The organism is Lysobacter capsici (genome assembly GCF_018732085.1).
Taxonomy (GTDB): domain Bacteria; phylum Pseudomonadota; class Gammaproteobacteria; order Xanthomonadales; family Xanthomonadaceae; genus Lysobacter; species Lysobacter capsici_A.
On sequence record NZ_CP076103.1, the window covers coordinates 3,863,096 to 3,882,895 of the forward strand.

General features: G+C 67.7%; 19 protein-coding genes and 1 tRNA gene. 15 read left to right on the forward strand and 5 right to left on the reverse strand.

Annotated elements, in window-relative coordinates:
* Positions 1 to 562: 562 nt before the first annotated feature.
* From KME82_RS16005 to KME82_RS16015, 3 genes are all read right to left on the reverse strand, one after another.
* Positions 563 to 5,047: an autotransporter domain-containing protein gene (locus KME82_RS16005; RefSeq protein WP_215494938.1), complete on the reverse strand. Its 4,485-nt coding sequence runs from the start codon at positions 5,045 to 5,047 to the stop codon at positions 563 to 565.
* Positions 5,048 to 5,596: 549 nt separating this feature from the next.
* Entirely contained in the window at positions 5,597 to 6,064 is a 468-nt protein-coding gene (locus KME82_RS16010) for a hypothetical protein (RefSeq protein ID WP_215494939.1), read from the reverse strand.
* A 501-nt stretch (positions 6,065 to 6,565) separates the two neighbouring features.
* Entirely contained in the window at positions 6,566 to 7,009 is a 444-nt protein-coding gene (locus tag KME82_RS16015; RefSeq protein WP_215494940.1) for a hypothetical protein, read from the reverse strand.
* Positions 7,010 to 7,402: 393 nt separating this feature from the next.
* On the opposite strand from KME82_RS16015, the gene KME82_RS16020 reads away from it, so the two are divergent.
* From KME82_RS16020 to KME82_RS16035, 4 genes are all read left to right on the forward strand, one after another.
* Positions 7,403 to 7,479 (forward strand) — tRNA-Arg (locus tag KME82_RS16020).
* 111 nt (positions 7,480 to 7,590) lie between these two features.
* A complete protein-coding gene (gene amaB / locus KME82_RS16025; protein WP_215494941.1) occupies positions 7,591 to 9,123 on the forward strand; it encodes an L-piperidine-6-carboxylate dehydrogenase in 1,533 nt (510 codons plus the stop codon).
* Between the two features lie 15 nt (positions 9,124 to 9,138).
* Entirely contained in the window at positions 9,139 to 9,429 is a 291-nt protein-coding gene (locus tag KME82_RS16030; protein WP_215494942.1) for a hypothetical protein, read from the forward strand.
* Positions 9,430 to 9,538: 109 nt separating this feature from the next.
* On the forward strand, positions 9,539 to 10,411 hold the full coding sequence (locus KME82_RS16035; RefSeq protein ID WP_215494943.1) for a hypothetical protein: 873 nt from the start codon (positions 9,539 to 9,541) through the stop codon (positions 10,409 to 10,411).
* Here the strand turns inward: KME82_RS16035 and KME82_RS27140 are convergent.
* Positions 10,366 to 10,794 carry a DUF6053 domain-containing protein gene (locus KME82_RS27140; protein WP_430538730.1) on the reverse strand — a complete coding sequence of 143 codons (429 nt, stop codon included), beginning with the start codon at positions 10,792 to 10,794 and terminating at the stop codon, positions 10,366 to 10,368. The two genes, KME82_RS16035 and KME82_RS27140, sit on opposite strands and share 46 nt — an antisense overlap.
* A gap of 12 nt (positions 10,795 to 10,806) precedes the next feature.
* Between KME82_RS27140 and KME82_RS16040 the strand changes: the two genes are divergently transcribed.
* The 7 genes from KME82_RS16040 (at position 10,807) to KME82_RS16070 (ending at position 13,864) form a co-directional block, all read left to right on the forward strand.
* On the forward strand, positions 10,807 to 11,028 hold the full coding sequence (locus KME82_RS16040) for a hypothetical protein (RefSeq protein ID WP_215494944.1): 222 nt from the start codon (positions 10,807 to 10,809) through the stop codon (positions 11,026 to 11,028).
* Between the two features lie 444 nt (positions 11,029 to 11,472).
* Positions 11,473 to 11,679 carry a hypothetical protein gene (locus tag KME82_RS16045; protein WP_215494945.1) on the forward strand — a complete coding sequence of 69 codons (207 nt, stop codon included), beginning with the start codon at positions 11,473 to 11,475 and terminating at the stop codon, positions 11,677 to 11,679.
* A gap of 331 nt (positions 11,680 to 12,010) precedes the next feature.
* Positions 12,011 to 12,241 (forward strand): hypothetical protein, encoded by a 231-nt coding sequence (locus KME82_RS16050; protein ID WP_215494946.1) that lies wholly within the window; start codon positions 12,011 to 12,013, stop codon positions 12,239 to 12,241.
* Positions 12,242 to 12,401: 160 nt separating this feature from the next.
* A complete protein-coding gene (locus tag KME82_RS16055) occupies positions 12,402 to 12,692 on the forward strand; it encodes a DUF4190 domain-containing protein (RefSeq protein ID WP_215494947.1) in 291 nt (96 codons plus the stop codon).
* A gap of 159 nt (positions 12,693 to 12,851) precedes the next feature.
* Positions 12,852 to 13,076, forward strand: coding sequence for a hypothetical protein (locus tag KME82_RS16060; protein WP_215494948.1), 225 nt, complete (start codon positions 12,852 to 12,854; stop codon positions 13,074 to 13,076).
* A gap of 258 nt (positions 13,077 to 13,334) precedes the next feature.
* Positions 13,335 to 13,559, forward strand: a complete 225-nt coding sequence (locus tag KME82_RS16065; RefSeq protein WP_215494949.1) for a hypothetical protein — start codon at positions 13,335 to 13,337, stop codon at positions 13,557 to 13,559.
* An 80-nt stretch (positions 13,560 to 13,639) separates the two neighbouring features.
* Positions 13,640 to 13,864, forward strand: a complete 225-nt coding sequence (locus KME82_RS16070) for a hypothetical protein (RefSeq protein ID WP_215494950.1) — start codon at positions 13,640 to 13,642, stop codon at positions 13,862 to 13,864.
* Between the two features lie 346 nt (positions 13,865 to 14,210).
* On the opposite strand, the gene KME82_RS16075 is transcribed toward KME82_RS16070, so the two are convergent.
* Entirely contained in the window at positions 14,211 to 14,426 is a 216-nt protein-coding gene (locus tag KME82_RS16075) for a hypothetical protein (protein WP_215494951.1), read from the reverse strand.
* 308 nt (positions 14,427 to 14,734) lie between these two features.
* Here KME82_RS16075 and KME82_RS16080 point away from each other — a divergent pair, with 308 nt between their 5' ends.
* The 4 genes from KME82_RS16080 (at position 14,735) to KME82_RS16095 (ending at position 19,787) form a co-directional block, all read left to right on the forward strand.
* Positions 14,735 to 15,793, forward strand: a complete 1,059-nt coding sequence (locus KME82_RS16080) for a quinone-dependent dihydroorotate dehydrogenase (protein ID WP_215494952.1) — start codon at positions 14,735 to 14,737, stop codon at positions 15,791 to 15,793.
* A gap of 61 nt (positions 15,794 to 15,854) precedes the next feature.
* Positions 15,855 to 16,895 carry a UDP-N-acetylmuramate dehydrogenase gene (gene murB / locus KME82_RS16085; protein WP_215494953.1) on the forward strand — a complete coding sequence of 347 codons (1,041 nt, stop codon included), beginning with the start codon at positions 15,855 to 15,857 and terminating at the stop codon, positions 16,893 to 16,895.
* A gap of 38 nt (positions 16,896 to 16,933) precedes the next feature.
* On the forward strand, positions 16,934 to 17,803 hold the full coding sequence (locus tag KME82_RS16090) for a DMT family transporter (RefSeq protein WP_215499101.1): 870 nt from the start codon (positions 16,934 to 16,936) through the stop codon (positions 17,801 to 17,803).
* A gap of 580 nt (positions 17,804 to 18,383) precedes the next feature.
* The gene (locus KME82_RS16095) at positions 18,384 to 19,787 is read left to right on the forward strand and encodes a pectinacetylesterase family protein (protein ID WP_215494954.1); all 1,404 of its coding nucleotides are present in this window, start codon (positions 18,384 to 18,386) and stop codon (positions 19,785 to 19,787) included.
* Positions 19,788 to 19,800: the final 13 nt, after the last annotated feature.

Below are 19,800 nucleotides of genomic sequence, written 5' to 3' on the forward strand. Positions count from 1 at the left end.
GCGGCGTTGGCGGAGTTTTTTGGCGCGTGTCGGCGGTCGATGTGGCCGCGACCAGCGAACCGGACTGGCGGGTCTGGCTCAGCAGGCATCGCGTGGCGATGTGCGGTTGCGGGATCCATCACTGGCACTAGCTACGGTAACGACGTTCACTGGCCTTGGGTTGCGCGGTGAATGAGGTGTCGCGGTCGCGGCTTGCGCCGCTCCTACAGTGAGGGACGAATCCGCGGTCGCTAGCTGTAGGGGCGGCGCGAGCCGCGACCGTGACCGCGACCTTACGGTTATCGAAGAAAGTCCCAACACAACCGCGGACCTGCGCAAAGCAAAACGCTCCACGGGTTTAGCCGGGAGCGTTCGCTTGGTGATGCGTGTGGGAGAGCCAGTTTCGTGGTCGGTTGATGCGAATCCGCATCGTCGACTGACCGCATCTTGCGGCGACCTATCCGCTACGCCGTTGAAACCACCGACCGGCACCGCGCATCGCGGTGCCGGTCGAATGCCTTGCTCATCTCGACAAAGCTCATCTCGACGAGCCGGTCGTTGATCCGACCGGCCTGTCGCTCACTCAACGGCCGGTCTGCGGCTCCTTCGTCGATGCGGTCGCGTCCATCTGCTCGGCCACTTCCTGCGCGGTCGGCGCGGTCAGCGACGAGGGCTGGATGCTCGGCGAGAACGACAGCAGCAGACCGAAGCTGGTGCTCGGGTCCTGGCCGTCGCCGTGCTGGCGACGCATCAGCAGCGAAAGTTTCCAGCCGGCGCGGAAGTCCATGTCCATGCCCGCGCCGTAGGTCAGCGCGTTGTCGCCGTAGCTGCGCAGCGACAGGCTGTAGTCGTTGGCGACCGGCATGACCACGTAGTTCAGGTTCACGTCGCTGCGGTTGTCGAGCGATTCGCGGTATTCGACCATCCAGTACGGACGGAAGATGCTGCCGCGGGTGGTCACGATCGGGAAGCTGCCTTCCAGGCCCAGCGAGGCGCCGTTGTTCTCGACCGTCTGCGAGCCGTAGTTCAGGTCGTAGATGCCCAGGCCGTGTTCGCGGTAGCCGTCGAGCTTGGTGCGGCTGGTGTCGAAGCGGCCGTAACCGGTCAGGGTCATGCCGTCGCCGTGGTGCTCGTAACCGGCGGTCAACGAACCGAACACCTGGTCGCCGTCGCGCGAGGCCGTGGCGGTGGCCAGGGCGGTCGCGCTGTAGCGGCGGATGTCGAAGTCCAGGCGGCCCCAGCCGATGATGCCGTCGACGAACCAATGCTCGCTCGGGCGCCACAGGCCGTACAGCGACAGGGCGCGCTGCTTGGCGTCGAGCTTGGAACGCCCGTCGTCCAGGTCGGTATCGTTCCAGCCGAAGCCGCCGGCCACGCCGAGCAGGAAGCGCTCGCCCATGCGCCAGTCGGCGCCGACGGTGATGCCGTCGCTCTGGAAGTCGAAGCCGTCGCTGCGGCTGTTGGGTTCGCGCTGGCCGTTGGTGATGCTGCCCGCGGTCCACAGGCCCCAGCCTTCCGGCAGGCGCACGTTGTCGACCGAGGCCACCTGGCCCGCGGTCAGCGACATCGCGCCGCCCGAGCGGTTGCTCAGGTTGAGGCTCAGGCCGTCGCTGGAGTTGTTGGCACCGGCGAAACGCTGCTGGCGCAGACGGTCGTGGATGTTGGACTGCTGCGCCGAAGCGAAGCGCACGCTGGCGTCGACCTGGGCCTGCAAGCCGCCGACGACGCTCGGGTCGCGGGTCGGATCGGGGCGGTCGGCGACGGTCAGGGTCGCGCTGATCGTGGTCTGCAGGTAGCTGCCGGCCGCGGCCTGGGTCGCGATCAGGGTCGCCACGCCGGCGCCGACGATCGTCACCTTGCGTCCGCTCACCGTCGCCACCGCCGTGTTGGCGCTGGAGAAGGTGAAGGCGCCGGTGCTGTTGCTGCTCGGATCGGGCAGGTCGAACGACGGTTCGCCGATGGTCTTGGAGATATCGCCGATCCACGACAGGGTCGGCGTGCCGCCGCCGATCACCACCTGCAACGCGACTTGCGGCGCGGCGCTGTAGTTGCCGTTGCCGGCCTGGTCGGCGGTCAACGAACACGTGCCCGAGGCGAGCATGGTCACGGTGCCGCCGCTGACGGTGCAGACCGCCGGCGTGGTGCTGGCGAACACCACCGGGTTGCCCGAGGCGCCACCGCTGGCGCTCACCGCGAAGGTGCCGCCCACGCTGTACACCGGCGCCGACGGATTCGCGCTGAAGTTGCTGATGGCCTGCGCGGCCGCGCCGATGGTCACGTCCAGCGTCACTTGCGGCGCGGCGCTGTAGTTGGCGTCGGCGGCTTGATCGGCGGTGAGCGAACAGGTGCCCGCGGTCAGCATGGTCACGGTGCTGCCGCTGACGGTACACACCGAGGCGGTGGTGCTGGCGAACACGACCGGGCTGGTCGACGCGCCCGGCGTGGCCGAGAGCGCGAAGGTGCCGCTCGGCGCGAACACCGGCGAGGCCGGGTTGGCGGCGAAGTCGGTGATCGCCTGACTGGCCACGGTGATGGCCACGTCGAGCAGTACCTGCGGCGCCGCCGCGTAGTTGGGATCGGCGGCCTGGTCGGCGGTCAGCGAGCAGGTGCCCGCGGCGAGCGTTGTCACCGTGCTGCCGGCGACGCTACACACCGACGGCGTGGTGGTGGCGAACACGACCGGGCTGGTCGAGGCGCCCGGCGTGGCCGAGAGCGCGAACGTGCCGCCCGGCGCGTACACCGGCGAGGCCGGGTTGGCGGCGAAGTTGTTGATCGCCTGGGTGCCCACGCCGATCGCAACGGCCAGGGCCACCTGCGGCGCGGCGTTGTAGTTGGCGTTGCCGGCCTGATTGGCGGTCAGCGAGCAGGTGCCCGCGGCCACGATCGTCGCGGTGCTGCCGCTGACCGTACACACGGCCGGCGAGCCGCTGGCGAACACGACCGGATTGCCCGACGCGCCGCCCGTGGCCGACAGGGCGAAGGTGCCGCCCGGCGTGTAGACCGGCGCGGCCGGGTTGGCGGCGAAACCGGTGATCGCCTGGTTCGCCAGGCCGATGGTCACCGCGAGGTTCGCCTGCGGCGCGGCGTTGTAATTGGCGTTGCCGGCCTGGTTGGCGGTCAGCGCGCAATTGCCCGCGGCCACCATCGTCACCGTGCTGCCGGCGACGGTACACACCGCCGCGGTGGTGCTGGCGAACACGACCGGGTTGCCCGACGCGCCGCCGGTGGCCGACACAGTGAACGTGCCGCCCGGCGTATACACCGGCGAGGCCGGGTTGGACGCGAACGCGGTGATGGCCTGGCTGGCCGCACCGATCGTCACCGCCAGGTTGGCCTGCGGCGCGGCACTGTAGTTGGCGTTGCCGGCTTGATTGGCGGTCAGCGCGCAATTGCCCGCGGCCACCATCGTCACCGTGCTGCCGGCGACGGTACACACCGCCGCGGTGGTGCTGGCGAACACGACCGGATTGCCCGATCCGCCGCCGGTAGCCGACACGGTGAACGTACCGCCCGGCGCGAACACCGGCGAGACCGGGTTGGAGGCGAAGGCGGTGATGGCCTGCGCGCTCTGGGCGATCACCAGGGTGTAGGCGCGGGTGCCGCTGAAGTTGTTGCTCGAGGTGGCGCGCACGGTGAAGTTGAACGAACCCGCCGCGGTCGGCGTACCCGACAGCACGCCGCCGCTGGACAAGGTCAGCCCGGCCGGCAACGCGCCGGCGGTGACCGCGAAGGTGTACGGCGCGGTGCCGCCGTTGGCGCTGGTGGCGCTGAGCGTCTGCGAATAGGCCGTATTGAATGCGCCGTTAGGCAAGGTTGCGGGGTTGACCGTCACCGCGACCGTGACGCAACTGAGCGCGACATTGGTGACATCGGCGTTGATCGCCAGGCCGCTGGCCGGAGCGACCGTGCACTGCTGGCCCGCAGGTGCGCTGAGCACGCTGACGGTCCAGTTGGCGCCTTGCGGCAGACGGGTGGGAAACACGAAGGTCGTCGCGGCCTGCGCCACCACGACTTGCTGCGAACTGACCGGGTTGGTGCCGGCGAGTTGCAACGTGACCGGACCGGTCTGACCGGTCGCGGTGCCGCCGACCGAGAACTGGGTCGGCGCGAAACAGATCAGCGCCGCGCCGTTGCCGGCCTGCACGCCGTTGTTGATGGTGACCGCAGACAGACCGGTCGCGCCCGAGCTGCCGCCCGCGCCGCCGCCGCCGCCGCCGTTCCAGTTCTGCTGGCAGCCGGTGGTGCCGACGCCGGCACCGCCGCCGCCCGCGCCGACCGTGGCGCCGCCGCCGCCGCCGCCGCCGTAACCGGCACCGACGAAGGAACCGGAGAAATTGAAGGCGTCGCCGCCATTGCCGTTGGCGGCATTGCCCACGGTGGCCGGAAAGCTGCCGCAGCCGGCGCCAGCCGCACCGCCGGTGCCGACCGTGCCGCCGCCGCCGCCGAACGGACCGGGGCCGCCGGGCACGGTCGCGCCCGCGCCGCCGGTACCGCCGCCGCCGACACCGCCGGCGCCGCCGGCGATCACGTTGGCCGTGCTCCAGCCGGCGTTGCCGCCACCGCCGCCGCCGCCGGCGATGCCAACCCGGTTGCCGATGCCGTTGCCGCCCACGCGCAGATCGGTGGCGCCGCCGCCGATGCCGTCGACCCCTTCGCCGATGCCGCCGGGATTGACCGCCTGCGAGCCCTGGCCGCCGACCCAGATCGACAGCGTCGCGCCCGGCGTGACCGCCAGGGTGCCGCGAACGCGTCCGCCCAGCCCACCCGCGCCGCCCGGAGAATTCGGGCTGCCGCCGATGGTGCCGGCGCCGCTGCGACCGGCGCCGCCCTGCGCGCCGCTGAGGTACACGGTCAGCGAATGCACGCCGGCCGGCACCGTGGTGGTCTGCTCGCCGCCGGTGAACCCGAAGGCCGCCGGGACTTCCCCGACCCCGCAGCTCTGGGCCTGCGCCGCGCCGGCCAGGCCGAGGCCCGGCAGCAACAACACCCAACCCACCCGCGCCGACGGACTCGCACACACGCGCAGCGCCGCTCGGGCGCGCAGCGCCCAGTTCTTTAAACCGATCATGTTGTCCCCTAGACCGACCACTTCCCCGCGGCCGAAAAAAACCGATGCCTCTGACTGCGCCGCAAGCGGCGCGCCACGAACATGCGACCCCGATCACACAATAAATACGTACTCAATCCACGCCAATCCCGTTTATCGGGTAGTCGCCGTGGCTGCCGTTACCGTCCTGAAACATCCAGGGTTACTGGCATGTAACGCAAAGAGGTGCCAACAGCGGCCGTCAAAAACGTAAATAGTTCGACATTGATGTGTCTTGGTACGTCTTCACAGGGCAGTCGGATGCAGGCGACCCGCCGGGGACGGCGGGTCGGGCACCAAGGGGAAGAACCGCAACGGGTTCTGAAGCGTTCGAACTACGAGGTCTTTTGCGGGAGGGGCGTCAGCCCCGACGCCTTTCGATCCGACGCCTTTCGATCCGACGCAGTGAGGCCGCCGGCGACCTGAGCGCCGTCGGCCCGAAGCGGTGCAGTTGGCCGGCGGCCTGAGCGAAGCGCGTCGGGGCTCAAGCCCCTCCCACAACAGCTCCTCAGCGCTCGATACCGGTCGAGGTCATGCCTCCAGCCACGTAGCGATGCGATTGCGCTCAGTCTGCATTTGCGGGCAAGCGAGGAAATCGTTGACGTTTGGTTCAAAGCGATGATCTATCTGGCAAATTGCCTCGTCAGCCAGATACTTAAGCGACTTCGGGTCGCCGACCGCAAGAACGTCTGTCCATGCGCCAATCGCGCTAAAAACGAACCGTAGACGTGGATCCATATCGCCTTCGGTGAGCACACCTTTTTCAATCCGCTCGTCGAGCGCTTTGAGCGCATCGGCCGGTGCCGTGAGTGCGCTTGCCATCGCTTCGTGCAAGGCATCACTTGCATCGCTATCGAGCTCGCATGCAAGGTCCACCTCATCGAGATGCGCCGCGGCAATCACCTGACGGATCGTGTCTCGGGCAAAGGCCATGCGTTGCGTCGGGGAGGCTTTTTCGATTGCATCGGCCAGCCAGGCATCAAACGCTTTGAAATCCAAGGCATGCGTCTCCAACGCTCAATGAATCATTGTGACTGACTGCGCGCCATGTGCCGCAAAAGCCCTGTCGCGAACAAGATGGCAAAGAGGGCTTTTGTGGGAGGGGCTTCAGCCCGACGCTTTTCGATCCGAGCCGTTGTTGTGGCCGGCGACCTGAGCGAACAGCGTCCGGGCTGAAGCCCCTCCCACAAGAGACCTCGCGGCAGTCGCATCAGCTCTCGTATTCGTATCGGCTTCTTGTCGGCCTGTCGTACTCCGCGCCTGCTGGCTTATCCAGCCGCTCGTGGATTTTCGTCTTGCCTACGGCCCTTGACGCTGTCGCCGCCATGGCGCAGTCGCCCAATACCGGCGACAACCGCTCGCGGGCGACGGCCTCACGCCGGCCACCGGCCGGCCCGCCCTCGCCCGCGAGCAGCGGGCTGCTTCGAACAACGGCGAACCTCCTCGATCAGCCGCCCTCCATCGTTGAGATCAATCGCTGGCGAATCAGTCCCGATCCGATCAGTACGCCCCGGCCGGCTTGGGCCGCGGTTCGAACATCGGCACGGTGACGCCGCGGGCTTCGCTGCCGTCGGCCTTCCACACCAGGGTTTCGGCCGGGAACTCTTCCTTGCGGGTCATCGCATCGACCTTGCCCGCGATCAGCTTGGCCGCGTTCTTGGCGTCGGGGTTCCAGGCGAATACGCCGGCCGCGCCGTACCACACCGCCGGGGTCGCGGCGTCGAGGCGACGGTCGGGGCACATCGTGTAGCTGCGCTGCGCCAACACCCGCAACGCACCGACCGGAACCGCGCGGATGCCCGGCGTGGTGCGTTCCTTGGAATGGCCGGGGCAGATCCGCGCAGCTTCGGCGATCGCCGATTCGTAGACCTGGGCGTCGCTTTGCGCGCAGGCGGCGTTGGCGGCGAGCGCGAGGGCTACCGCGGCCGCGGTCTTGAACAACAAGGGGGATGAAGACCGGGGGAATAAAGACGTACGTCGATCGAATGACATGCACTGCTCCTTGGTTTACTTCAGGGTCCCGACGGACCGGCGGATCGAAGTCCTGGCTGCCGTGCCGCCCGGCGCATCGGCGCGGCGGGCGACGTGGCAGACCGATCGCGTCGGGCCGAGCATACCCAGCCCGGCTCAGGCGCTTGTGAGCGAAGCGTTACGTCCGCGCGGCGGTCGAATCAGCATTCATGCGCCCTCGCCGCCCGTCGCGCCATGGCGGCCCGCGGGCCGGGCCGAGTACAATCCGGGCCGGTCGCGTCGATCGTGCCTGCACTGCGGCGCGCCGCCGCGCGGGCCCCGGGATGGTCGATCCGGGTCGTGCAACCGCTTGAATTTCAAACCTTCGGCCCCGTAGCTCAGCTGGATAGAGCATCCCCCTCCTAAGGGGAAGGTCACACGTTCGAATCGTGTCGGGGTCGCCACCTCCACGGCCGCGCGCCCTGTCGCGCGCCGTCCGCGTCCACAGGACGCGTGCCACCCACCGCTTTTCTTTATGCCGCGCCACCGGCGTGCCACCACATGGAGCTTTCGGTATGACTCACCCCGTTCTCGCCGCACTCGGACTCAACGACACCGAGTCCGGCACCTACCTCGGTCACGGGCAATGGGCGACGACCGCCGACGCCGGCGTGCTGGAACCGGTCAACCCCACCGACGGCGAAGTGCTCGCGCGCGTGCAGGCCTCCTCGCAGAGCGACTACGACACCATCGTCGAGCGCGCCCAGGCCGCGTTCGCGGTGTGGCGCACCACCCCGGCCCCGCGCCGCGGCGAAGCCATCCGCCTGTGCGCCGACGCGCTGCGTAAGCACAAGGACGCGCTGGGTTCGCTGGTCGCGCTGGAAATGGGCAAGTCCAAGCCCGAGGGCGACGGCGAAGTGCAGGAAATGATCGACATCGGCGATTTCGCCGTCGGTCTGTCGCGCCAGTTGTACGGCCTGACCATGCATTCGGAGCGTCCGGGCCACCGCATGTACGAGCAGTGGCATCCGCTCGGCATCGTCGGCGTGATTTCCGCGTTCAACTTCCCCGTCGCGGTGTGGGCGTGGAACGCGTTCATCGCGGCGATCTGCGGCGACATCACCATCTGGAAGCCCTCGCCCAAGACCCCGCTGTCGGCGATCGCCTCGATGAAGGTCTGCAACGAAGCGCTGCGCGCCGGCGGCTTCCCGGACATCTTCTTCCTGTTCAACGATGCCGGCACCGAGCTCGCTTCGAACTTCGTCGACGACAAGCGCATCGGCCTGGTCAGCTTCACCGGTTCGACCAAGGTCGGCCGCATCGTCGGCGAGCGCGTCGCCCGCCGCATGGGCCGTTCGCTGCTGGAACTGGGCGGCAACAACGCCATCATCGTCGACGCCTCGGCCGACCTGAAGCTGGCCATTCCGGCGATCGCGTTCGGCGCGGTCGGCACCGCCGGCCAGCGCTGCACCACCACGCGCCGTCTGTTCGTGCACGAGTCGATCCATGACGACGTGCTGGCCAAGCTGGTCGCCGCGTTCAAGCAGGTCGAGAAGAAGATCGGCGACCCGACCGACCCGACCAACCTGATGGGCCCGCTCAACAGCCGCGACGGCGTGCAGGCCTACCTGGACGCGATCGAAAAGGCCAAGGCCAGCGGCGGCACCGTCGCCACCGGCGGCGCGGCGATCGAGCGCAAGGGCAACTTCGTACTGCCGACCATCATCACCGGCCTGACCAACGACGCCGAAGTCGTGCAGACCGAAACCTTCGCGCCGATCCTGTACGTGATGAAGTTCAAGACGCTCGACGAAGCCATCGCGCTGCAGAACGACGTGCCGCAGGGCCTGTCGTCGTCGATCTTCACCGCCAACCTCAAGGCCGCCGAAGCGTTCCTGTCGGCGGCGGGTTCGGATTGCGGCATCGCCAACGTCAACATCGGCACCTCCGGCGCCGAAATCGGCGGCGCGTTCGGCGGCGAGAAGGAAACCGGCGGCGGTCGCGAGTCGGGTTCGGATGCGTGGCGCGCGTACATGCGCCGTCAGACCAACACGATCAACTACTCCGATGCGCTGCCGCTGGCGCAGGGCATCAAGTTCGATCTGTAAGCCGACACGGCAAGCATGGCGTTTTTCGATCCGCCGCACGGTCCACTGCCGCCGGGGTTTCCCCTGGCGGCCGTGGATGCGTCGGGTCGGCCTATCGTCGAAGGCAGCCGGGTCCGCATCCCGGTCATGCCGCACTCGCTGATCCACGATCTGCCCGCCGAAGACGTCGCGCGTCTGCGCAGCGTTGAAGGCCAGGTGCTGCCGGTGCTGGAAATCGATGGCTACGGCCATCTGTGGTTCGGCGAACACGATCCATGGTTCAGCCTGAGGCCAACCGAAGTAGTTCTCGAAAGCGAATCTGTTTAAACAGGCAACACAGCGTGTTATTGATTGAACTCAGTGCCGCAAGCCCGCGCCACGCGCCAGTGCACAGTCGACGGATTTCGACACGGCCTCTGGCCCTTGCTGAGGGATCATGAAGATCGGCATCCATCGCGACGTCCCGCCGCTGCCGCAACGCGAAGATGCGCTGTTTCTGATCGAAGGCGTGCTCGAACCGTTGTACGTCGAAGACGAGCCGGAGCAGCTGCTGCGCCGGATCGCGCAACCGCCTCGCGATGCGATCGTCCGCGACCGCGCCAAGGCTCCGATCGACGCGCTGATCGCGCAGGCGGCGAACGATATCGAGCGCGCGCTGTATTTCGCCGAATACGTGCAGTACTTCGCTTGCCTGATCGAAGGACAGGTGGTGTGCGGAGAATTCGCCGGCGCCGAGAAGCTCAGGCCCGGCCACCGCGTCAAGGCCGTGGTTTCCCGCAGCGGCGGCGTGTTGTATGCGCACGCGATCCTCGATCCGCAGCAAGGCTATGTCTGGACGCATCACCCCTTGGGCAGCGCCACGGATGCGAAGGCGGGCCGCTTGTTTGCATGGTGGACGTTCTGTTTCGCGTATCCGTGCATGGCGGCGACGGTGTGGCTGCTCGGACCGGGCCGATGGGATGCGCTGCAACTGCAGTTGCTGGTCCTGACCGGTTGCGCTGTCGTCTGCGCCAGCATGGCCTTGACCGGCAATTGGGGCATGCTGGCGCCCAGCGAAACGCCGACCCGCATCTTCGGCCTGCTCGGCTTCGTCGATCCGCAGCGGGTCGATCTGCTGCAGTATCGGATCTGGTGGGTGCAGATGCGCAAGTTCCGCCAACTCATCGCCGCCAATAAGAAAGCGCTGCGCTCGGGCCGGATGAAACCCATCGTCGAGCCCGAACTCCTGCGTCAATCCAGCGACAGCACTCGCCATGTCCACGATTACCGGCAGGCGATCGCGGATGGAAAAGTGGCGGTGATTCGCTGAGGGATGGCGTGAAGTGTTGGGATGACCGGCAACGCGGCATTGTGATCGAGCGGTTGAACGAATGCGCCTGCTGATGTGGGAGGGGTTTCTACCCCGACGCTTTTCGCTACGCGGCGGTGAAAGTTTCCGGCGACCTGAGCCGAGAGCGTCGGGGTTGAAACCCCTCCCACAACAGACCTCGAACCATCTCGAGTCCTTGAGTTTCTTTGCTTGCTGGCCCACGCGTTCACCCTCGGCGGACCACGATCCACGCACCTGAATGCGGCGTTCCAATCAACCCCCGCGTCGGCCATGAGCCCGCGGTCGCAGACTGCGAGCGCATCGCTTGACCCCTGCCCGCACGCGTGCCTAGCGTGGCCTCGCCAGATGGACTGGCGCCACATGAAGGATGTCTTGTGAACAAAGGGAACCGTAGCATTCGCTTGACCGCGGTCGCCGTCGGAGTATTCGGCTTCGCCGCCTCGCTCACCGCCTTCGCCGGACCACCGTGGGGATGCGACCACTGCCTGCCGGCGTACTACGCCTGCCAGACCCTCCCCGATCCCAACCCCACCTGCCTGGAGCAGTTCTGGCAATGCCAGATGGACAACGGCTGCATCATCACCATGCCGGAGTGATCGCGACAGGCGCGCGGTAGGTACGATCCGCAAGGCCCGCGAATGCGCGGGCCTTGCGTCGATGCGTCGATGCGGCAATGCAAGATCGCGTCCGCTTTTGTGGGAGGGGTTTCAACCCCGACGCTTCCGGCTTAGGTCGCCGGAAACTTCACCGCCGCGTAGCGAAAAGCGTCGGGGTTGAAACCCCTCCCACAACAAACCTCGAAGGCTCCTGAGCGCTCCAGGTTTCCTCGCACCGGTCTTCGCCCTCGCGCCTGCCGGACCACGATCCGCCCAGCTGAATGCGGCGTTTCACTCGCCCCCCGCATCGGCCATGAGCGCGCGGTCGCAGACTGCGAGCGCATCGCTTGACCCCTGCCCGCACGCGTGCCTAGCGTGGCCTCGCCAGATGGACTGGCGCCACATGAAGGACGTCTTGTGAACAAAGGGAACCGTAGCATTCGCTTGACCGCGGTCGCCGTCGGAGTATTCGGCTTCGCCGCTTCGCTTACCGCTTTCGCCGGCGCGACCGGTTGGGGCTGCGACCATTGCCTGCCGATTTATTACGACTGCACGGCCGCCAACCCGGACAACCGCGACGGCTGCCTGGCGGAATTCTGGAACTGCCAGACCTCGAACGGCTGCATGATCACCCTGCCGCCGGACTACTGATCTCCAGCAGCGCGAGCAGTAACCGACAAGGCCCGCGAACGCATATTCGCGGGCATTGTCCGATGACGCCGCTGCAAATATCGCCAGACGACTGCGAGTCGCCGGCGTTGCGGTTATTGCGCGCCGAACGACGAGCGGCGCATGCAATGCGCTCGCAGTCGCGGATGCGCCGAACGAGCCACGGCAACGACGACCCCAAGCTCGCCCGCGACGCGTCGATTCCCGATCGCGAGCTCGCTCCCGGATCGCGACGCAGTTGGCTTGACCGCCCCCAAGGCCGCGTCTAGCGTGATCGCGCCAGGTGGACTGGCGACACACACAAGGACGACTCGTGAACATCAGCAAGCGTGTCACCCGCCTGGACCTCCTCGCCGCGGGCGTGTTCGGTTTCGCCGCTTCGCTCACCGCTTCGGCGGGACTGCGCGATTGCTCGCACTGCCTGCCCTCGTATCACGCCTGCGTGCAGAGCGGCAATCCGGATCCCCAACCCAGCTGCCTGGAACAGTTCTGGGACTGCGAACGCGCCGGCGGCTGCCCGATCAGTTTCCCGATCGATCCCTGAGCGAAACCGCTCCGGTCAGCGCAACCCCACGCACTTGCGCAATGCAACCGCGGATATCCATCCGCGGTTTTCGCATGCGCGTGCGCCACGCATGCACGCAAACCATGCGTGACCCGTCGTATGCTGCGAGCCTTGTCACGCAACCCAAGGAGGGCACCGGGTGCAAACTCCCACTCGTGAAACCAACCCGCTGGCCGTCATCAGCTTGATCTGCGGCCTTCTGAGCTGGTTCGTGCTGCCGATCGTCGGCAGCATCGGCGCGATCGTCAGCGGCCACATGGCGCGCGCGCAGATCGGCCGCGAACCGACCCGCTACGAAGGCGACGGCATGGCCATCGCCGGCCTCGTGCTGGGCTGGGCCTCGGTGATCGTGGGCCTGCTGACCCTGCTGGTGGTGGTGCTGTTCTTCGGCGGCCTGGCCGCGGTGTTCGCCTTCGCCGCCAATCAATGAATCCGGCGCGCGGACGAGCCAGGCATCGGCGCGCGCCGCGACTTCGCGAATTTGAGCGGCGCGCGCCGTAAACTGCTGCGGCGCAGCTTGTTCCGCGCACGTCCTCGTCACAAGCTGGGCCCGGCCAGATGGACTGGCGCTAAGGACAGGACACCTTCAATGAAGACATGGACCCGTACAGCCCGCCTGACCGCGATCGCGGCCGGCGTTTTCGGCTTCTCCGCCTCGCTGACCGCGTTCGCCGCGGTCGACAAATGCCACCAGTGCTACACCGACGTGCTGGAGTGGTGCGAGGCCAACACCCCCAATGCGACGCCGAGCTGCTGGCTGCAGTACCGCGCCTGCCTGACCGCGAACCGCTGCCAGATCGTCATCGAGCCCTGAGCTCTCGGGCCGGCCGCGACCGATGTCGCCGGCCGGCTTCGCCCACGGACGTACATGGCGATCCGCATGCCAGCGCACGGCCCCGGCGCGTGATCGATTCGCGCTGCATCGCCCGCGGCCGCGCCGGTTTCGCGCCTGCGAGCCCGCGCCGTGGGAGCGCCACGCCTTTTGCAGGACGCCTGTCGCCAGGATTTTCGCCTCGCCGCACCCATGCCACCGTCAGCAACGCCGCACTCATCCCAACCAAGGACAGACCCGATGAAGACCCGTAACCGCTCCACCCGCCTGGCCCTGATCGCCCTGGCCGCCTTCGGTTTCGCCGCCTCGCTGTCGGCGGTGGCGTCCGACGACGCGGCCTGCCGGCAGTGCCGGCTCGAATACGAAAACTGCCTGATGTACAGCGAAATTCCCGGCGGCGGCAACTGCGACGCGCGCTTCGCCCAGTGCGTGCGCACGCTCGATTGCCCGGTCGAAGAGATCTGATTCGCGCCTCGACCCGCGCCGTCGCGGCCATCGTCTGCGCACCGCGTGGAGCCATCGATCGCCTACGGGAGACAAACTCGATGAACACTCACAACCGCACCAAGCGCCTGGGCCTGATCGCCCTGGCGGCGTTCGGCTTCGCCGCTTCGCTTTCGGCGATGGCGGACGACCGGAACACTTGCGAAAGCTGCCGGATCGATTGGGAGTACTGCCTGGGGACTTCCTTGCCCCAGGACGCCCACGTATGCGACGTGCGTTACGTGCAGTGCGTAGTTCCCCTCAATTGTCCGATCTCGAATTATTGATCCTGTCCCGGACCGCGCCCGCACGCGGCGCGGTCCGGATGCGAACGAAACCCGCCGAAACCGCTGCAGGAGCGGCGCAAGCCGCGACCGCGACACCGCAACCACGGCAAACGCCGGATATAGCTTGCCCCGCAAACGAAACACTGCGGTTGCGGCTCACGACCGAAGCGAATCCCGATGGCACGCCGCTACCGCAAGGGCGGTTCCCATTCCAAGCGCACGCCGTCCGCCCGCGCCATGCACGAACACCGCGGCCGGACAGGCCGGACAAAACGGCGCAACGCCCCGATACGTCCAAGCCAGCACAGATACGCGCTTGGACGCAGGAGCGTGCGCCCGCGCGAACTCAACCGGGCGGCACGCAGAACGGGAATTCGGCCTGGCGCAAGCACTCCCCGTGTTGTTCGTAACAAGCCAGGTCGCCCGGATTGCTGGTCATGCAGATTTGGAACAGCAGTCGGCAGCGTGCGCAATCTTCCTCGCCGGCCGTTGCGGCGAGCGAGGCGGCGAAACCGAACAGGCCGATCGCGAGCGCGGTCAGGCGGATGCTGCGATAACTCATGTTCACGAGAATCCCTCCTGTAATGCCAGTCCGTTCTGGTGCAGCCCACGCTAGGCGGCGCCGACGGGAAGGGTCAAGCAAGGGGTACGCGTTTCGCGATCGCCGGCGTGAAATACAACGCGACGATGCCTGGTGGCGGCGGATACGCATTGCGGTCCGCGCCGGTCCGGCGGCGGCGATCGGTTCGGAACATGCCGCTCACACAGCACGCCGATGTGCGTGCGCGCCCGTCCACCACGCAGCGCTCGCCCCCAAGCGCCCGCTTGGGCGATAATCCGCGTTCCCCGACCCGAGTGCCCCCCGACCTCGTGTATAGCCTTGCCCGCCCCTTCCTCTTCGGACTGGACGCCGAACGCGCGCACGGCCTCGGCCTGACGGCGCTGGAGACGGCTTATCGCAGCGGCCTCAACCCGCTGATGGCCCGGCCGCCCAAGCCGCTGCCGACCAAAGTCCTCGGCCTGAGCTTCCCCAACCCGGTCGGCCTGGCCGCCGGTCTGGACAAGAACGGCGCGCACATCGACGCGCTGCTGTCGCTGGGTTTCGGCTTCATCGAAATCGGCACCGTCACGCCCAAGCCGCAGGCCGGCAATCCCAAGCCGCGCATGTTCCGGCTGCCCGAGCAGCAGGCGGTGATCAATCGCCTGGGCTTCAACAACGAAGGCGTCGACGCGCTGGTGCGCAACGTCGCCAAGGCCCGGCGCAAGCGCGGCCTGCTCGGCATCAACATCGGCAAGAACAAGGACACGCCCAACGAGAGCGCCGAGGACGATTACCTCTACTGCCTCGAACGCGTGTACCCGCTGGCCGACTACATCACCGTGAACATCTCCTCGCCCAATACCGCCGGCCTGCGCGAACTGCAGGAAGAGCAGTCGCTGCGGCGGCTGGTCGGCAACCTGCGCGAGGCGCAGGAGAAGCTGGCCGCGCGCGAGGGCAAGCGGGTGCCGATGCTGGTCAAGATCGCGCCGGACCTGTCCGACGACGACATCGAGGCCGCCGGCCGCGTGCTCGGCGAGTTGCAGGTCGACGGCGTGATCGCGACCAACACCACCATCGCCCGCGACGGCGTGGAAGGCAGCGCGTTCGCGAACGAGATGGGCGGCCTGTCCGGCCGGCCGCTGATGACCCAGTCGACCACGGTGCTGCGCAAGATGCGCACGCGCCTGCCCGAGAGCATCCCGATGATCGGGGTCGGCGGCATTCTGTCGGGCGCCGACGCGGTGACCAAGATGGCCGCCGGTGCGAGCCTGGTGCAGTGCTACTCGGGCCTGGTGTACCGCGGCCCGGCGCTGGTGCATGAATGCGTCGACGCCATCCGCCGCCGCAAGGAAGCGCCCAGCCGCGGTCACGTGCCGCCGACGATCTGAGCCGCCGCCATCGCTTCCCAGTCCGCCCGCTTTTCGATGTCACTCCATCCGGCCTTCGCGCATGACCGCTGAACCGCGCATCGTGCGCGACGCTGAGCTGCGCCACCGCAATACCTTCGGCGTGGCCGCGCGCGCGCCTTGGCTGGTGTCGATCGACGACGCCGCGGCGCTGCCGCAGGCCTTGCGGACCGGCCCGTTGAACGACGGCATCGCGCTGACCCTCGGCGGCGGCAGCAACCTGCTGTTCGCCGGCGATCCGGCCGGCGCCGTGCTCGAACTCAGCGGCCGCCGCATCGCGACCCTCGGCGGCGACGGCGACCACGCGATCGTGCGCGCCGACGCCGGGGTGATCTGGCACGAGTTCGTCATGCACAGCCTCGCCCAGGGCCTGGCCGGCCTGGAAAACCTGGCGCTGATCCCCGGCACCGTCGGCGCCTCGCCGATCCAGAACATCGGCGCCTACGGCGTTGAGGTGCGCGACTTCGTGCACGCGGTCGAAGCCTTCGAACCGGCCAGCGGCCAGTGGCATCGCTTCGACAACGCCGCCTGCGCATTCGCCTACCGCGACAGCCGCTTCAAGCAGTCGCCCGATCGCTATCTGATCACCGCGGTCGAATTCGCGCTGCCGCGCGCGCCCGCGCTCAAGCTCGACTACGCCGGCATCGGCGAGGAACTCGCGGCGATGGGCGTGAGCGCGCCGACGCCGCAGACGGTGGCCGATGCGGTGATCGCGATCCGCCGGCGCAAACTGCCCGATCCGGCGGTGCTCGGCAATGCCGGCAGCTTCTTCAAGAACCCGATCGTGGCCGCCGCGCAGGCCGAAGCCTTGCTCGCGCAGCATCCGACGATGCCGGTGTTCCGCGGCGCCGATGCCGACACCCGCAAGCTGTCGGCGGCCTGGCTGATCGACGCCTGCGGCTGGAAAGGCCATCGCGACGGCGACGCCGGCGTGTCGGCCGCGCACGCGCTGGTGCTGGTCAACCACGGCGGCGCCGGCGGCCTGCAACTGCTCGACCTCGCCCGCCGCATCGCCGACTCGGTGCAGGCGCGGTTCGCGGTCGCGATCGAACCCGAGCCGCGCATCGTCGGCGCGCGCTGGTGAGCGCAACCCCGGCGCATCCGCTGCGTGCCGCCGGCCTGATGTTGGCGAGCACCTTGTGCTTCGGGGTCATGGCGATCGCCATCCGGCTGGCCTCGGCCTCGCTGCACACCTTCGAAATCGCGTTCTTCCGCAACCTGTTCGGACTGCTGGCGGTGTTGCCGTTGTTGCTCGGCGCGCAGCGCGCCGAACTGCGCACCCGGCAACTGCCCAAGTATTTCGTGCGCTGCCTGATCGGCATGTTCTCGATGCTGGCCGGGTTCTGGGCGCTGGGCCATCTGCCGTTGGCGCAGGCGATTTCGCTGACTTATTCGACCCCGATCTTCGTCACCATCGCCGCGGTGCTGTTCCTGCGCGAACACGTGCGCGCGCGGCGCTGGCTCGCGGTCGCGGCGGGCTTCATCGGCGTGTTGATCATCGTTCGGCCCGGCTCGGCGGAATTCTCGGTCGATAGTCTGGCGGCGTTGCTCGCCGCGGTGCTCGGCGGGGTGATCGCGATCCAGATCAAGCAACTGTCGAAGGTCGACTCGGCCAACACCATCGTGCTGTACACCTACGCGTTCTGGGTGCCGATGTCGCTGCTGCCGGCCTTGTTCGTGTGGCAATGGCCGCAGGGCATCACCTGGCTGTGGATCGCCGCCGCCGGGTTGTTCGGCACCGGCGGGCAGGTGCTGTGGACGCATGCGCTGAAGCTCGGCGAAGTTTCGGCGCTCACCCCGATCAGCTTCACCCAGTTGCCGCTGGTCGCCGCCGCCGGCTGGCTGTGGTTCGGCGAAACGCTGGACATATACACGGTGATCGGCGCGGCGATCATCCTCGGCTCGAACGCCTACATCGCCCATCGCGAAGCGGTGCTGGCGCGGCGGCGTGCGTCGGCCGCATCGACGGCGGGCGCGGTGCCGGGCGAGTAGCCACGCAGCGAACTAGGCTCCCTGTAGGAGCGGCGCGAGCCGCGACCGCGAACCACCCGATCGCGGCGCAACCATCTTTCGCCGCAAACGTGACGCAGCGCGGTCGCGGCTCGCGCCGCTCCTACCGTGCGACACGAAACCACTGCGCGTTCTGCCAAAACACCGTGAGTCGTGATCGCAAACTCATCGATCGCCGCAACCATGCACCATCGCCGCCGCGGCTCGCGTCACATCCGTCCCCGCAGCCGCCACGACACCCCACCGCCGACACGCAGTCGCAGTGACGCAGCACACGTGCGCGCAATAGGCGATGCGGGTCACATGCTGCAGCGCACGAACCCGCGCGCGCGCCGCGCCGTTTCGTGACGGTTTCAGGGGCAATAGCGGCCACCGGTAGCCGCAATCGCGGCCAATCTGCGGCGGCGCCGGTAAACAGGCCCCATCGCAATTGACCCGTCACGCCGCCGCCGCTATTCCGGACGCTGCAGTACGGAGGGGAACCGGCCGCGCGCACGCCCTAGCTCGCGCCGAACACGCGTTTCGCTCCTCCCTTCATGACGATCCAAAGGAGAGAGACATCATGGCAGTCAGCCGCTATCTGGCCGTCGCCCTCGTGGGCGGCGCCGTCGCCTTGTCCAGCCAGCCCTCGCAGGCCGAACAGGGCGATTACGGATTCTTCCAAACCATCCGCAACCTGGTGTCGCCGCCCAAGGCCGACAACAAGGTTCAGGCCGCGCAACGCACCGGCCAGTATCCGTTGCTCAGCCGCGACGCCGCGCGCGCCGACGGTTTCGACCCGGCCGCGTACTACCAATGGCAGACCGTGCAACTGCCGGTGGAAACCGGCGCGATCTGCGGCAACGGCTCGCCGTACAAGATCTTCGTCAACCGCGTGCCCAACACCACCAACACCATCATCTACATGGAAGGCGGCGGTGCGTGCTGGGACTACGCCAGCTGCACCGGCGCGACCGGCGTGCGCGGCGCGCGCAATCCCAACGGCGTGCCCGACGACTACATGAAGCTGCTCAACCCGGGCGCCAGCCTGGTCAGCCCGTTCGTCACGCGCGTGAGCCCGTTCGATGCGGTCAAGACCCAGAACTGGAACATGGTCTACGTGCCGTACTGCACCGGCGATATCTACAGCGGCGACAAGGTCGCGATCTATCCCGATCCGAGCGGACAGCAGCAGCCGCTGGTGTGGCACCACAACGGCCTGCGCAACACCCGCGCGATGACCGCCTGGCTCAAGGACAACCTGCCGCGTCCGGGCCAGATGCTCAGCACCGGTTGCAGCGCCGGCGGCGCCGGCAGCCTGATCGCCTACGACTCGGTGCGCAGCGATCTGGCGCCGAGCAGCGCCTACCTGATCGACGATTCCGGCCCGATCTTCCCGACCCCGCGCAACGGCAATCCGGCCGAATATCCCTCGCAGCCGCTGATGACCAAGATCCGCGACGTGTGGGGCCTGGACGCGCCCAACGGCCCGCTGGCCTTCCTCGCCGCCGGTCTGCCGCAGGTCGACCTCAACGAACTGGGTTCGATCTATCCGGCGCTGGCCAACAAGCACCGCAACGACCGCCTGGGCCAGACCCATTTCTGGCAGGACCTGAACTATTCGTCGTACTCGTACGAACGTTTCCACGACGACATCGCGCAGGCGCCGAACCAGGCCGCGAAGGAAGCGCTGATCCACGCCAAGTGGGGCGCCGACACCACCCGCCTGGCCGCGCGCTTGAACACGCTGGACAACTTCGGCGGCTACTTCCCGCAGTACCGCGCCTTGAACGAGAGCCACTGCACGACCATCGTCGACTTCAAGAACGGCGACGTGCAGGCGCAGAACCTGGAGTTGAAGAACTTCATCGACAGCGTGCTCGACGGCAACGGCAAGGTGCTCGACGCCAGCGAAGCCAGCGACGCGGCCGACAAGGCCAAGCCGTTCAACCTGCTGTACTGGCTGGTCGACCAGCTGCTGGCCTGATGAGACGATAAGG